We start from the raw sequence: 15266 nt of genomic DNA on the forward strand, positions 1-15266 counted from the left end.
GTCACAGGGCAGTCCGTTGCCCGGGGGTGCGCAACAGAGCCTTGATCGGTAGATGGTCGGAAGCCACCCGCGCCAGTGCCGTGTCGTGGACATGCACCTTTTCAATCAGCCCCTCATGCGAACACATGATGCGATCAAGCGCCAGAACCGGCAGCCGGGAGGGAAAACTCGGCACCGCCGAGGGCATTCCGCGAAATGTCGAAGCGAGTGAGTTCAGCGACGAACGATTGCCCAGCCTCCACTCATTGAGATCGCCCATCAGAAGCGTCGGCTGATCGTCCCGCAACCGCAGGAGATCGAGGATCATTCTCGCCTGACTTTGCCGCGATCTGTTCAATAGACCCAGATGCGCAGCAACCACCCGCAAGGCTGTACCGTCGGCAAGCTCAAGTTCGGTCAGCAGCGCCCCGCGCGGCTCAAGGCCCGGAAGCTTGACCGGATGCACGTCGCGGACAGCGCCGTTCCGGAAGAAGAGGACATTTCCATGCCATCCATGCGCCTTAGCGATGCCGCTGATCGGCACGGGACAAAGCCCGGTTTCTCGCTCGATCCAGTGGAGATCCAGCAGACCGCGGCGTTCCCCGAAGCGGGTATCGGCCTCCTGCAGGGCAATCACGTCGGGATCGATTTCACGAATGACATGGGCAATGCGGGCAGGATCGAACTTGCCATCGACACCGACACATTTGTGAACATTGTAGGAGGCGACCCGCAGGCCCTCTCCTTCCGTCAACATCCCGTCCACCGCAGCAGCGCCACGAGTCTTGCGGTTTCGAAGGGAAGCGATGATGTTCGCCGGTATCGTTCTGGTCTTGGTCATGCGGTCACGATCGCTGCTTTAGCAGAGCATATAATGCCGTTCTCATCTACTTCCACCATCGGTCAAACACATCGGCTCAGAGATAGGGAGAACCGAGCCAGAGAATGCGCTCGAACAGACGCACGGCAAACGGTCTGGCACGCAACTCCTCAAGGCTGACCCTGCTCGCGGTCTCAATCGAGCGATCGATCCGCCTTTCCAGATCTTCGGCAAAGGGGATATCGAACACTTCGAGATCGACCTCGAAATTCAGGCGATGCGACCTGGGATCCATGTTCGACGATCCGACATAGGCCCAGCGGCCGTCGATCACCAGAAGCTTGGAATGGTTGAATGGGCCCGATGCGCGCCAGAGGCGGCAATGCCCTTTCAACACCTGATCGAACTGAGCCGTCATCGCCCTATCGACCAGTGTCAGGTTATTGGAGGCGGGCACAACGATGTCGACCACCACGCCGCGCCGCGCCGCTGTTGCCATGGCGCTGATCAACTCGCGATCCGGCAGGAAATAGGGTGAAACGATGCGAATGTTCGAGCGGGCGACCGAGAACGCGCCCATCAGCATCTTGTGATTGGTCTCCACGCTCCGGTCTGGACCGGAAGCGACCGCCCGAATGAGTTTGGCATGGCCCGGGGCATGGGCAGGCGCTGCAATCTGCCATTCCTCGCCATCGAGAATTTCATCGCTGGCATAGTGCCAGTCTTCGGCAGCAATGGCGAACAGATCAGCCACCACCGCGCCCGTAATGCGGAAATGGGTGTCGATCGCACAGCCTTCGCCCTTGCATGTGCGCGAGAAATCTTCGCGAATGTTCATGCCCCCTGTGAACGCGACCGCACCATCGACAATCATGATTTTCCGGTGCGTACGCAGGTTCGCATAGGGCTGGCGTAGCCCTACGATGACATTGCCGTTGAACACCGCGACGCTGATACCAACATCCTTCAGCATGCCGAGAACACTGGGCACGGAGTAACGCGCGCCAACGGCATCAATCAGAACCCGCACCTGAACGCCGCGCGCCACCGCTTCTCCCAGAGAAGCGACAAAGCGACGACCAATCGTGTCACGATCAAAGATATAGGTTTCCAGGATGATACTGCGCTTGGCTGTGGAAATGGCCGACAACATGGCCTCGAACGCAGCATCGCCACCGTCCAGCAACTGGATTTCATTGCTGCTGGTCATCGGGTGGCGCGCCACGCGATCACCAAGCGTCTTCATCGCCAGAAAACGCCGACCGAACTCCATGGCGACGCTAATGTCATCCGCATCGTAATTGTCGAGGTGGGCAAGAACACCGCCCTGCCGCAGTCGCCTGCGGTTGAAGATGACCTTCCGGCGAACGCGGTTGATGCCTGCAATAAGGTACAGCAGCGCACCGACGATCGGAGACAGCAGGATAACGCCCACCCAGCCGACTGCTGAGCGAACTTCCTCCTTGGTCATCGCCACGTGAATGGCAGCGGTCGCCCCCATGACGACCGACAAGACGAAAACGATGTGCGGCCAATAGGGCGAGAGGAAATCCAGCATGCCTCACGATATAGGCGCGGCGCAGGAAATCGCAATCGCTTCAGACGACGTCCCACGCGAAAGTCACCAGACGACGTGTCTAGATATCTAGACATGTAGACATCATTTGATCGTCATCGCAGCAACCGGAGGCTCCGCCCCTTCAGGAATCGGGCTGCGATAGGGCTGACCCTTCAATCTCTTCTTCAGGTCCGCCCAGGCAGCTTCACGCAGCTGCGGGCTCTCCAGTGCGGCGAGGCCCGTTGCCGCCATGACCTTGGCAGTGGCAATCATTCCCTTGTGCGCAAGAGGGCTTTTGCCCTGCGCCACCACCTGCCAGGTATGAAGCTGGGTGCCGATGGCGAGGGTGGGACCATAAGCCTGCACGGTCGGCACGACCCAGCTCACATCGCCCACATCGGTAGAACCACCCATCTGCCGCACTTCGTTATGCGCTGGCAGAATGAAATCGGGCAAAGCCAGATCGTCTTCCACATCCAACCGTTCCTGCGCCCAGCTGGCGGCAATGTCTTCGGCAGACAGCGTATTGCGGATCGATTGCGCAAAGGCCTTGTCTTTCTCATCGAATTCCGGTGTGCCAAGGCTCTGCCAGATGTCCTGCATCACATCCATCAGCGGCGTGTTGACCACAAGGTTGGAAACGCCCGCCAGAATGGTGCTTTCCATAGTGGTCTCGGTCATCAGGGCAGCGCCTTCTGCCACCTTTTTTACCCGCTCGATCAGCGAGAAGAGACCGGGAAGTTCCGGCGCTCGCACAACGTAGCGCACCTTGGCATAGGCTTGGACCACGTTTGGAGAAATGCCGCCCGCATCCAGAAGCGCATAATGAATGCGGCAATCCTGCTGCATGTGCTCGCGCAGGTAGTTGACGCCAACATTCATCAGCTCCACGGCATCGAGCGCACTACGGCCCAGTTCAGGACTTGCGGAAGCATGCGAGGCGCGCCCTCGGAAGGTGAAATCGATGCGGCAATTGGCCAATGACGTTTCGCGCTGAACGCCTGCGAAATTGCTTGGGTGCCAGCAGATGGCGATGTCGACGTCTTCGAACGCGCCTGCCCGCACCATGAAGGCTTTTGCCGCACCACCCTCTTCCGCAGGGCAGCCGTAATAGCGAACGCGACCCGGCATGCCGGTGGATGCCAACCAGTCCTTCAGTGCCGTTGCCGCCAGAAGCGAAGCGGAACCCAGAAGGTTATGCCCGCAGCCATGGCCGTTGGCATTCGGTACCAGCGGTTCAAAATGTGAAACATCCGCCTTCTGGCTGAGGCCCGCAAGCGCGTCATATTCACCGAGAAAAGCGATGACCGGACCGCCCTCTCCCGCTTCGCCAATCAGCGCGGTTGGAATGCCCGCAACATTCTCCGTGATCCGGAAACCTTGTTCTTCCAGCATTTCGCGATGGGCAGCCGCGGATTGGGTTTCCATGTAGCAGGTTTCCGGCGTTTCCCAGACGCGGTTCGCCAGTCCGATGAAAGCCTCCTTCTTGTTCTCGATGACATCGAAGACTTCAGGAAGGTTATTGCTCGTAGACATCGGACTTCACCTGTATGCGAAATATGAGATAGACACCGAACCTATCCCACGCTCGACAGAATGCAATTCTTTCTTGCACCCCTCAGCGCTGCCAATTTCCTGAGCAAAGAGCCGCCTCGACCCGCTGCCACTCGTCCGGTGCCGGAAGACCGATGCGAAGACAATCCGGCCTTTCCACAAAGCGCCGCACCAGAATTCCGGCCTGTCCCAGATACTGGTAGATGGCCTGCGCATTGTCATCCCGGATGTAACGAAACAGCATCGTCCCGCCTGCGACCTTGATTTTCGCAGTCTTCAGCAACGCATCCAGCCTGTCAGCCTCAGCCCTCAGCCTTTGACGCATTTCTGACTGCCATGCCTGATCCGCCAAGGCCTCAAGGCCGATATGCAGGGCCGGACCCGGAATGGCCCAGGGCCCGAGCCTCAGCCGCAAATCCTGTGCAAGCTCCGTTGGCGCGACCGCAAAGCCAAGCCGGATGCCCGCAAGACCGTAAAATTTTCCGAAGGAGCGTAGGACCACCAGACCGGCGTGAACCTTGCCCACCAGTCCTGACGGTTCATTCATGACATCGCGGAAGGCTTCATCGACCACCAGCAGGCCGCCCTTCGCCGCCAGATGCTGCGAAAGCGCCAGAAGATCATGATCCGCGATGAAACGGCCATCGGGGTTATTGGGGTTCACCACAATGGCGAGATCAGCCTGCGCAAGTGCTGCGAAATCAGTCGCTTCCACAGTTTGGAACCCCGCCATGCGGCAGGCATGTGCATGTTCTGCATAGGTGGGAGAGAGGATTGCCGCCTTTACGCTGGAGGCATCCCGCCCGCCGAAAATATACTGGCTGATCATCGGCACCAGCAGATGCGTGCCGGCAGCAGCCGCAATGTTCTCTCCGCTAGATGCGCCGTAGCACCGTGCCGCCGTCTCGCACAGTTTCGTCAGATCTGAAGGTTCCGGCAGGCGAGAGAAAGCGGTGGCGGGAACGGGTGAATAGCCATAAGAATGCGGATTGATACCGGTGGACAGATCGATCCAGGGTTTTTGCGCATCGGGAAACTGACGTGCCGCCCGCATCACGCTTCCTCCGTGTTCGATCCGCTTTTCATTTTGTGGCTGCATATCGATTTCCATGGCTTTCACGCTTGCCTTTATCGCCCTCGTTATTGAACGGCTTGTCGGCTATCCGCAATGGCTTGTGGAGCGCATCGGCCATCCGGTGATCTGGATCGGCAAATTGATCTCCGGACTGGAAAGGCGCTTTAACACGCGATCCGAAAGCTTCGAAACACGGCGTCGCAATGGTTTGATCTGTTTCGTCTTCCTTCTCGCCGGTACCATTGCGCTGGCGGCGGCGCTGGAAGGCGTTCTTTTGTGGTTGCCGCTGGGGCTCGGGCTGGTAGCCGTTGCCTCCTCCAGTCTTCTGGCGCAGAAAAGTCTTGAGGAGCATGTGCGCGCCGTCGCCGATGCGCTGGAAACCGGCGGTCTGGACGCAGGGCGCAAGGCGGTTTCCATGATTGTGGGCCGCGACCCGGACCAACTGGATGAGGCCGGTGTGTGCCGCGCAGCCATCGAAAGCCTTGCCGAAAATTTCTCCGATGGCATCACGGCCCCGGCCCTCTGGCTGGGTCTACTGGGGCTTGCTGGTGGCACAGCCTACAAGGCAACCAATACAGCCGATAGCATGATCGGCCATAAGAACGAGCGCTACCATGCCTATGGCTGGGCGGCAGCGCGGTTTGACGATCTCGTCAATCTACCCGCCTCGCGCCTGACGGCCCTGCTGTTCACTGCCGCCGCCTGGGCGACCCCCGGCGCATCACATAAGAACGCGTGGGAAGCGGTACGGCGGGATGCGGCCAAGCATAAATCCCCCAATGCAGGCTGGCCGGAAGCGGCCATGGCCGGTGCACTGGGTCTCGCCCTTGCCGGACCACGTATTTATGGCGGAGAACTGGTGGACGACCATTTCATGGGAGAAGGCGGACGGCGCGAGGCGACAGCCGCCGATATTCGCCGCGCTTTGACACTTGCCCGAACCGCCGATCTGCTGCTGATTGCCCTGTTCGGAGTTCTGGCGGTTACGATCAGCGCGCTAACCTGAGCAGCAAATCCAGATCGAGGTGCCGTTCGATATGCGCGGCAAGACGATCCAGAACCTCTTCCACGCCCTGCTCATAATCCAGCCTTGAGGCCTCGCCCCCCAGCCGCTTCAACCAGCTGGAACGCTGCGCATCATCGGCGAAAAGCCCATGCACATAGGTGCCTGAAACGAGACCGGAGGCGGAAACCGCACCTTCGGGCCGCCCCTCAATCGTTGCGAAGGAACGCCCGCAATCCGGCCCGACCGTTTCGCCCACATGCATTTCATAGCCGGCAAATGAAGCGCCATCGGCAGTCTGTCCCTGAACGGCCACAAGCCGCTTGTCGTCCGTCAACCGTGTTTCGATATCCAGCAGACCGAGACCGGTTTCATTTACACCTGCCGGTCCCTCGATACCTTCAGGGTCCGCAACACTTTTCCCCAGCATCTGATAACCGCCGCAGAGGCCAAGCACAGGCTTTCCCTGCCGCACATGAGCAGCAATGTCGATATCGAAGCCTGCGCTTTTGAGCGCCTGCAAATCTGAAATCGTTGCCTTGGAACCCAGCAGCAGAACGAGATCGGCATCAGCAGGCAGCACGCTACCCGGCCTGACACGGATCAGTTCGACATCCGGTTCGGCATCCAGCGGATCGAGATCATCAAAATTGGAAACATGCGGCAGGATCGGCACCGCGATGCGGATCTTTGCACCCGGCTTGCGTTCAGGCTTTGAATTCAGCGCCAGCGCGTCTTCCGCCGGAAGTCGGGAAGCCTCGGCAAAATGCGGCAAAAGGCCGATGGGCTGCCAGCCGGTAAAGCCCGCGATCATCCGCATGCCTTCATCGAACAAGCTCGGGTCACCACGGAAGCGATTGACGATGAAACCGTGGATCATGGCCGCATCTTCAACGTCCACCACCGTTTTCGTGCCTGCGAGGCTGGCGATGACACCACCGCGATCGATATCGCCGATCAGCACGACAGGCACATTTGCAACGCGGGCAAAGCCCATATTGGCGATGTCGTTGCGGCGTAGATTGACTTCGGACGCACTGCCTGCCCCTTCCACCAGCACCAGATCGGCTTGAGCCTTCAGGTGCTCGAAGCTTTCCAGAACAGCTGGCATCAGCCCCGCCTTGATCTGCTGATATTCGGCAGCCTTGGCATTGCCGCGCACCTTGCCCTGCACGACAATCTGCGCACCCACCTCGCTTTGCGGCTTCAGGAGAACCGGGTTCATGTGCACTGAAAGGGGAGCGCGAGCCGCACGCGCCTGTAGCGCCTGCGCCCGACCAATCTCCCCGCCATCGGTGGTCACGGCCGCATTGTTCGACATGTTCTGTGGCTTGAATGGCAGGACCTTCAGCCCGCGCAGCGTAAAGGCACGGGCGAGACCCGCCACGACAAGCGACTTGCCGACATCCGATCCCGTTCCCTGAAACATCAATGCCTTGGCGGGCGGCTTTACCATCAGAACTCTATCCCGGCCTGCGCCTTCACACCCGACTTGAAGTGGTGCTTCACCAGCGTCATTTCCGTCACCATATCGGCGGCCTCGATCAAGGCGGCCTTGGCGTTACGACCCGTGACAATGACGTGCAGGTCCGGCCTGCGGGCGGTCAAATCCGCGATGACCATTTCAAGATCGAGGTAATCGTAGCGTAGCGCGATATTCAGCTCATCGAGGATCAGAAGCCCCACATCCGGCAGCGCCATCATCTCCTTGGCCTTCTCCCAGGCACGCTCGGCGGCGGCGACATCCCGCTTCAGGTCCTGCGTATCCCAGGTGAACCCTTCGCCCATAGTGTGCCAGATAACGCGATCACCGAAAGCTTCCAGCGCCACCCGCTCGCCAGTGTCCCAGGCACCCTTGATAAATTGCACGACGGCAACCTTTCGCCTATGGCCCAGCATGCGCAATGCCAACCCGAAAGCCGCTGTCGATTTACCCTTGCCCGGACCCGTGTTGACGATCAGCAGACCCTTCTCGATGGTCTTGGAGGCCACTTCCGCATCCTGAACCGCCTTGCGATTAGCCATCTTGCGGCGATGACGTTCCGCTTCGCTTTCGTCGATCTCCTTCACCGGCCTCTCCTTGCATCCTGTCGATGGAGCGGCGGACTATAGTCAAAACGATCCGTGCGGCAATCGCCCCCTGCCGTGATCACCATTGACAGCCACTCACGCAAGGGCATAGTGAACCTCTGTGAACGGTCTTTTCCCGGCAACGGGAAAAGCTAAGAGGGAACGTGGTGCGGAATTTCGCCTAAACCACGGCTGCCCCCGCAACTGTAAGCGGCCTTCCACCTTTGGATGAAGGATGGAGCGTCCGGCGCATAAAGCCACTGAAGATATCTTCGGGAAGGCGGCGCAGGCACGATGGTCGCGAGCCAGGAGACCTGCCGTTTATGCATGAAATCCGCCGGGCGGGGTGCTCCGGGCAAGGATGTATCAGACCATGTGAGGTGAGAAGCCTGACATGGACGCGCCCCATTGTAACAATGATTTGGGGTGGATTCTTGGATCTCTCGACACGACCAGACAGACAGGATGCCGCAGCACGTGAGGTTGCTGATGTGGTGATCCATGTCTGCGAAACATGCCGCAGCGGACAGGAAGCCGCCGATGCGCCGCGCGATGGGGCCCTGCTGGCGGAACGCGCCATGGCGCTGGCAGCTGAGGGTGTGGAAATCCGCTCGGTTGCTTGCCTTGCCAATTGCAAGCGCGCCTTGAGCGCCAGCATTCAGAGTGCCGATGGCTGGTCCTATGTGTTCGGCGATCTCGGCACCGATGCGGCAAACGATCTTCTGGAAGGTGCTCGCCTACTGGCCGGTTCCACCGATGGACTGATGCCGTGGAAGGGTCGCCCCGAAAGCCTCAAGCGCGGCATGATTGCCCGCATTCCGCCGCTCAACCCAATTCTCCCGAACGTCGAAGGACAGACTTCATGACCAATTCGCTCGCCCGCGTGCCCTGCACCGTTGTCACCGGCTTTCTAGGGGCCGGAAAAACCACGCTGCTGCGTCACGCGCTGGAAAACATCAAGGGCAAGCGCCTGGCCGTGATCGTCAACGAATTCGGCGATGTCGGCATTGATGGCGAAATCCTGAAGAGCTGCGGCATCGAAAACTGCCCGGAAGACAACATCATCGAGCTGGCCAATGGCTGCATCTGCTGCACCGTGGCGGATGATTTCGTGCCAGCCATCGACAAGATCCTCGCCATGGAGCCGAAGGTCGATCACATTCTGATCGAGACCTCGGGCCTTGCTCTGCCGAAGCCGCTCGTTCAGGCCTTCCAGTGGCCGGGCGTGAAAAGCCGCGTGACGGTGGATGGCGTCGTGGCCGTGGTCGATGGTCTGGCGCTGGCCGAAGGTCGCGTTGCCGACGACATGGAAGCCCTTGCCGCCCAGCGCGCCGAAGACCAGTCGCTTGACCATGACGACCCCGTGGAAGAAGTCTTCGAAGACCAGATCGCCTGCGCCGATCTCGTGATCCTCACCAAGTCCGACCTGCTCAACGAAGCGGATCTCGAAAAGGCCCGCACCCATGTGGAGGACCACCTGCCGCGCGCCGTACGCATCGTGAATTCGCAGAATGGCGAGATCGATCCCGCAATTTTCATCGGCCTTGGTCTGGCGGTTGAAGACGATATCGAAAACCGCAAGACGCATCACGATGACGAGCTGGACCACGAGCACGACGATTTCGACAGCTTTGTGCTGGATATCCCGGCCATTGCCAGCCCGGAAGAACTCAGCAAGCGCATTGCCGATGTAACCGATGCCGAAAAGGTGCTGCGCATCAAGGGTTATGTGGAAGTCTCCGGCAAGCCAATGCGCCTTCTGGTGCAGGCCGTTGGCCCGCGCGTGAACCACTATTTCGACCGCCCATGGAACACCGGTGAAACCCGCCGTTCCCGCCTCGTCGTGATCGGCGAAAAGGGCATCGACGCCGAAAAGATCGGGAAGCTGCTGGCCGCCTGATGCATATACTCGCCACCACATCCTCTTCGCTCGACGATCTGATCGAGCCGGTCGATCTGAACCAGACGCCGGGGGATGTGGTGGTGCTATCCTTTACCGATAGCGACCTGAACGGCATTGCGAGCGCCTGGAACCGGCTGAACCCGACCGGGCTTTCCCTGCGCCTGGCCCAGCTTGCCGACCTGCGCCATCCCATGTCTGTAGACCTCTGGGGTGACAAGGTGGCCCGGCATGCGAAGCTGATCCTCGTGCGCATTCTCGGTGGCTACGACCGTTGGCGCTACGGGGTCGACGAGCTGGCGCGTATCGCCAGAGAGCGGAATATTCTGCTCTATCTACTGCCCGGCGAATGCAGCGAACGCGACGAGCGGCTGGAGACCGCCTCCACGGTGGATCTGGCGGAAATCCGCTCCGTTCTCGCCTTCTTCCGCACCGGTGGGCCGGATAATCTGGACAGGCTCGTTAGCCGACTTACCAATAAGCTATCCGGGGGTGCCGATATTGCATGCCCAGAGGCCGAGGACGTGCCGAAGCTCGGCATCTACCGGCCTTTGAAAGGCGTCGTTTCGCTGGACGAGGCCTTGAGCGAACGCGGAGAGAAACCGCTTCTGCCGCTGCTCTTCTATCGCTCCATGCTCTTGGCAAGCGACGTCGCCCCCGTGGATGCGCTGGTGGAAGCGCTGGAAGATAGAGGCGCCTGCGTTCTGCCCATCTTCGTTCCCGGCTTGAAGGATAGCGCAACGCTGACCCATCTACGGGACATGTTGGCTCCGTCAAAACCTGCGGCCATCATCACCGCCACCGCCTTTGCCAGCAATGCGGAACTGGACGGCCAGACGCTGTTCGACGTGCTTGGTGTGCCGGTGTTTCAGAGCGTGATTGCGACGACCAAACGGCAGGCCTGGGCTGAAAACCAGCGTGGGCTTGGACCTTCCGATCTTGCCATGCATGTGGTGCTGCCGGAACTGGATGGCCGCATTCTGGCAGGCACACTGTCCTTCAAGGCAGAGCGGCAGGCGGGCACCGATTTTGGCTTCACCGGCTTTGCCAATACGCCGGAGCCGGATCGGGTGGCGGCAACGGCGGAGCGCATCCTCAAGCATCTGGCGCTTTATGCCACGCCGAAATTCGAGCGGCGCATCACCATTCTGATGCCGGATTATCCCGGTGCCGATGGCCGCACCGGCTATGCGGTGGGCCTCGATGTGCCGGAAAGCGTGCTGCAGATGCTGCAACATCTTCAGGCAGCAGGCTATACGGTGAGCGATATTCCCGCGACCGCTAAAGACCTGATGGATCGTGTGCTGCGCCAGACGGAAACGCTGGATGCAGAGGTTTATAGCGACTATTTGGCCCGACTCCCCGAAGCCGCGCGCTCCGCCGTGCATAATACCTGGGGAGACCCCTTAGCCGACGAAGCATTTGAGGCGGAAAGGTTCCGCTTCAGGGCAGTTCGGTTCGGCAAGGTGACGGTAGCACTGGCCCCGGATCGTGGGCGAGAAGCGGATCGCCGCACCGATTACCATGATCCGGCCCGCCCGCCGCGCCATGCCCTGCTGGCCTTTGGCTGTTTCATGCAGAGAGAGCTTGGCGCACAGGCCATTATTCATGTCGGCGCCCATGGCACGCTGGAATGGTTGCCGGGCAAGAATGTCGCGCTGTCGGAAACCTGCTTCCCCGAGATCGTCACCGGCAATCTGCCGGTACTCTATCCCTTCATCGTCTCCAATCCCGGCGAGGCAGCGGTTGCCAAGCGTAGGATTGCTGCGCAAACGATTGGCCACCTGCCGCCCATGCTGGCGGAGGCTGGCCTTTCACCCGCGCAGCAAAAGCTGGAACTGCTGGTGGATGAATATGCGCAGGCCGACGGGCTGGACCGCAAGCGGCGCGACCGGCTGGCAAAACTGATTGTGGAGACGGCGGAAGAAACGGGGTTGGCGGCGGAGGCAGGCATTTCTCGCGAGGAGGACCCGGATACAGCCCTTTCGCGTATCGATGCCTTTCTCTGCGACCTGAAAGACTTTGCCATCAAGGACGGCCAGCATGTGTTTGGCCGCGCCGATCAAGAGGAAAGCGATCCGCTACGGCTCCAAAGCGCAAACGCCGAGCGCGAGGCTCTGCTGGCCGCGCTGGATGGCCGCTTCATCCGACCCGGTCCGTCTGGCGCACCTGCCCGTGGCCGTCGTGATGTCCTGCCGACAGGCCGCAATCTTTATGCATCCGACCCGCGCACCATGCCGACGCCAACCGCCTTCGAGCTAGGCAGGCTGGCCGCGGACGAGGTGATCCGCCGTTATCTTCAGGACCATGGCGACTGGCCGAAAAGCCTTGTGATCGACCTGTGGGGAAGCGCCAGCCTGCGCAGCGGCGGCGAGGAAGTGGCGCAAGGGCTGGCGCTGATGGGCGCAAGGCCCGTTCAGGATGCCGCGACCGGTCGCGTGACCGGCATTGAAGTTCTGCCGCCCGCGCAGCTAGGCCGCCCGCGTGTGGACGTTACCTTCCGCATTTCCGGCCTGTTCCGTGACATGTTCCCCTCGCTGATTGCGCTGCTGGATGCCGCTGCCCGCTCGATCGCCACCCGTGAGGAAGCTGATGGCGATAACCCGCTGGCGGAAGAGACGAAGCGGCACGGCCAAATCCCGCCACGCATTTTCGGCTCCGCGCCCGGAACTTATGGCTCCGGCATCGAGGAAAAGCTTTCCTCCGGCGACTGGCAGGCGCGTGAGGAGCTTGGCCGCGCCTATCTTGCCATGACCAGCCATGCCTTTGGCGGCGCTGATGGTGAAGGGTTCGAAGCCTCAAGCACCTTTGCCGAACGGGTGAAACAGGCCGATCTACTGGTGCATACCCGCGACGATCCGGGCCGCGATCTCTTGGATGGTTCCGGCGATGTGGCCTTCATCGGTGGTTTTGCCGCAGCCGTGGCTGCCCTTGGCGGCAAGGCGGACCTGATTTCGCTGGATACAACGAACCCGCACAAGCCCCGCGCCCGCTCGGTCGCGGAAGCCGTAACGCGCGTGGTGCGCGCCCGCGCCGTGAACCCGCGCTTCATTGATGGGCAGATGCGCCATGGCCCGCGCGGTGCTGCAGAATTTGCCGAGACGGTGGATCGCCTCGTCGGCTTTGCCGAAACCACGCAAGCCGTTCCCCAAAGCCTGATCGAAGCCATTTACGATGCCTATGTGGCCGATGAGCGGGTGCGTGATTTCGTGCTGGACCAGAACCCGGAAGCGGCTCGCTCCATCGCCGACCGGCTGATGTCCGCCCGCCGTCGCGGGTTGTGGCAGCCACGCCGCAACTCAGTGGATCGTGATCTCGAAATGCTGCACGGATCCGCGAATGCGAGGGCCAGGCGATGAACGCTGCGGCTTCTCCTATGGCCCGTGGTGCTTGCCCGGCGCTCGATGCGCCGATGCTGACGGGCGATGGCTACCTCTCGCGTGTCGCGCTGATCGATGCGATTACGCCCGCGCAACTGGCCGCACTTTGTTCGCTTTCAATCGCGCATGGCAATGGCATGCTGGATATTTCCGCCCGTGGAAACCTGCAAATCCGGGGCCTGACGCTGGCGTCGGCTGCAAAGCTGGAAGCGGATGTTCGTGCGCTCGATCTGCCGCTTCGCGAAGGTCTGGCGGTGGAATGGTCGCCGCTGGCAGGCCTTGAAACAGGCATTGACCCGCGTCCGCTTGGCCTTGCAATCATGGAGGCTGCCCGTTCGCTTCGCGGCAGTTTGGCACCGAAGCTTTCCGTGGTGCTGGAAATCGATGGCCTGATCCGGCTTGATGACCTGCTGGCGGATATCCGGCTGGTCGCAGCAGCTAATGCCGGGTGGAATGTCTTGCTCGGCGGCACGCGTCAGACCGGACGCGGTATCGGCTGTGTCAGCGATGAAAACGCAGCCGATTGCGTGGCAGCGCTGCTAGATCATTTCGCGAGCTTTGGACCGAAAACACGCGGACGGCAGATAGACATGTCGAGCCTACCTGAGAACGTGCAGCACCATTTGAAACCAGCCACGCCCCTCCACAGACTGCCGCAACAGAGCCTGTTCGGATTGTTTGCCGTTAGCCATCGCACCCACGCTTTGCGCATCGCTCTGCCCTTTGGCCAGATCAAGGCTAAGGCACTGGCGGAATTTGCGCAGCAGGCGGAAGGCTTCTGCATCGAGAGCATCAGGCCGGCACCCGATCACAGCCTTATTGTCTTCGGGCATGAGAAGGCCTGCGCAAACCTGCATGGCGTGGCGGAACAGGTGGGCCTTATCGTAAAGGGAGATGATCCGCTGCGGCAGATTGATGCGTGCCCGGGTTCGCCATCCTGCAACTCGGCGCGACTGGAAACACATGCTCTCGGGCGCTTTGCCGTTAGCGAGACACCCACTCTTTTTGATGGGTCGCTTCGGCTTCACCTCTCCGGCTGCGCCAAGGGCTGCGCCCACCCCACGCCCTCACCGCTTGCCCTCATCGGCACGGAAAATGGCAGCCATCTTGTATTCTGCGGCAAAACCACGGATACCCCGATCAAACACCTTGCCCCCACCGCTGAGAAAGCAGCGCTTGCAGCCCTTGCGCGTCTGATCGAGACGACGAGGCGGGATGGCGAAACAAACCATGATTGCCTTGTGCGGCTCGGTCCCGGCGGGATTGCGGCAGCCCTTGGCGAAGGACCTTGATGACGGACTACGATTACATCCGCGATGGCGATGCGATTTATCGCAAATCCTTCGCCATTATCCGCGAGGAAGCGGATCTTTCCCGCTTCACGGAAGAGCAAGCGGATGTCGCCATCCGCATGATCCATGCCTGCGGGCTGGTGGAAGCGGCAGCGCATTTCGAATTCTCAGCCGATTTCGTGGGGGCCGCACGCGCCGCCCTTCTGGCTGGAAAGCAGATTTTCTGCGATGCGCAGATGGTGGCCCATGGCGTGACCCGTGCACGACTTCCCGCGAACAACGAGGTGATCTGCACGCTGCGCGACCCGCAGGTGCCGGACCTCGCAAGGCAAGTGGGCAACACGCGCTCTGCCGCTGCCCTTGAACTGTGGCGGGACAGGCTAGAGGGATCAGTGGTCGCCATCGGCAATGCACCGACAGCCCTCTTCTACCTCCTGGAAATGCTGGATAAAGGCTGCCCGAAACCGGCGGCCATCATTGGCATGCCGGTCGGGTTCGTGGGCGCTGCCGAAAGCAAGGAAGCGCTGGCGGAAAGCGTCCACGGCATTCCCTATGCAATTGTCAAAGGCCGCATGGGCGGCTCTGCCATGACGGCAGCCGCCGTGAATGCGCTGGCGAGGGCGGGCCTGTGAGCG

At 60.7% G+C, this 15266-nt stretch carries 12 protein-coding genes and 1 riboswitch; of the genes, 6 read left to right on the forward strand and 6 right to left on the reverse strand.

The features are described 5' to 3' along the window. Position 1 precedes the first annotated feature (1 nt). The 4 genes from ASD54_RS19655 to cobD form a co-directional block, all read right to left on the reverse strand. Positions 2-820 (reverse strand): endonuclease/exonuclease/phosphatase family protein, encoded by an 819-nt coding sequence (locus tag ASD54_RS19655; protein WP_062556234.1) that lies wholly within the window; start codon positions 818-820, stop codon positions 2-4. A 76-nt stretch (positions 821-896) separates the two neighbouring features. After that, on the reverse strand, positions 897-2357 hold the full coding sequence (cls, locus tag ASD54_RS19660; protein WP_062556235.1) for a cardiolipin synthase: 1461 nt from the start codon (positions 2355-2357) through the stop codon (positions 897-899). Between the two features lie 102 nt (positions 2358-2459). After that, positions 2460-3893, reverse strand: coding sequence for a M20 family metallopeptidase (locus tag ASD54_RS19665; RefSeq protein ID WP_062556236.1), 1434 nt, complete (start codon positions 3891-3893; stop codon positions 2460-2462). A gap of 82 nt (positions 3894-3975) precedes the next feature. Next, the gene (cobD, locus tag ASD54_RS19670) at positions 3976-5010 is read right to left on the reverse strand and encodes a threonine-phosphate decarboxylase CobD (RefSeq protein WP_156379300.1); all 1035 of its coding nucleotides are present in this window, start codon (positions 5008-5010) and stop codon (positions 3976-3978) included. A gap of 10 nt (positions 5011-5020) precedes the next feature. Here cobD and cbiB point away from each other — a divergent pair, with 10 nt between their 5' ends. Beyond that, entirely contained in the window at positions 5021-5992 is a 972-nt protein-coding gene (gene cbiB / locus ASD54_RS19675; RefSeq protein WP_062556237.1) for an adenosylcobinamide-phosphate synthase CbiB, read from the forward strand. Here the strand turns inward: cbiB and ASD54_RS19680 are convergent. Then, on the reverse strand, positions 5976-7445 hold the full coding sequence (locus ASD54_RS19680) for a cobyric acid synthase (protein WP_062556238.1): 1470 nt from the start codon (positions 7443-7445) through the stop codon (positions 5976-5978). The two genes, cbiB and ASD54_RS19680, sit on opposite strands and share 17 nt — an antisense overlap. Continuing rightward, positions 7445-8059 (reverse strand): cob(I)yrinic acid a,c-diamide adenosyltransferase, encoded by a 615-nt coding sequence (cobO, locus tag ASD54_RS19685; protein ID WP_062556239.1) that lies wholly within the window; start codon positions 8057-8059, stop codon positions 7445-7447. Before cobO ends, ASD54_RS19680 begins: the two co-directional genes overlap by 1 nt. A 109-nt stretch (positions 8060-8168) precedes the next feature. Next, a riboswitch (cobalamin riboswitch) is annotated at positions 8169-8396 on the forward strand. A 97-nt stretch (positions 8397-8493) separates the two neighbouring features. Here cobO and ASD54_RS19690 point away from each other — a divergent pair. Genes ASD54_RS19690 through ASD54_RS19710 form a run of 5 tightly spaced genes read left to right on the forward strand, consistent with a single transcriptional unit; the run spans position 8494 to position 15263 of the window. After that, positions 8494-8925 carry a DUF1636 domain-containing protein gene (locus tag ASD54_RS19690; protein WP_062556313.1) on the forward strand — a complete coding sequence of 144 codons (432 nt, stop codon included), beginning with the start codon at positions 8494-8496 and terminating at the stop codon, positions 8923-8925. Further along, complete coding sequence (gene cobW / locus ASD54_RS19695) at positions 8922-9959, forward strand: cobalamin biosynthesis protein CobW (protein WP_062556240.1); 1038 nt, start codon at positions 8922-8924, stop codon at positions 9957-9959. The genes ASD54_RS19690 and cobW overlap by 4 nt, the downstream gene beginning before the upstream one ends. Beyond that, positions 9959-13318: a cobaltochelatase subunit CobN gene (gene cobN / locus ASD54_RS19700; protein ID WP_062556241.1), complete on the forward strand. Its 3360-nt coding sequence runs from the start codon at positions 9959-9961 to the stop codon at positions 13316-13318. The genes cobW and cobN overlap by 1 nt, the downstream gene beginning before the upstream one ends. After that, a complete protein-coding gene (gene cobG, locus ASD54_RS19705) occupies positions 13315-14631 on the forward strand; it encodes a precorrin-3B synthase (protein ID WP_062556242.1) in 1317 nt (438 codons plus the stop codon). Before cobN ends, cobG begins: the two co-directional genes overlap by 4 nt. Next, positions 14631-15263, forward strand: coding sequence for a precorrin-8X methylmutase (locus ASD54_RS19710; protein ID WP_062556243.1), 633 nt, complete (start codon positions 14631-14633; stop codon positions 15261-15263). Before cobG ends, ASD54_RS19710 begins: the two co-directional genes overlap by 1 nt. The last annotated feature ends 3 nt before the right edge of the window (positions 15264-15266 follow it).

This window comes from Rhizobium sp. Root149, assembly GCF_001427345.1.
Taxonomy (GTDB): Bacteria; Pseudomonadota; Alphaproteobacteria; order Rhizobiales; family Rhizobiaceae; genus Neorhizobium; species Neorhizobium rhizoryzae.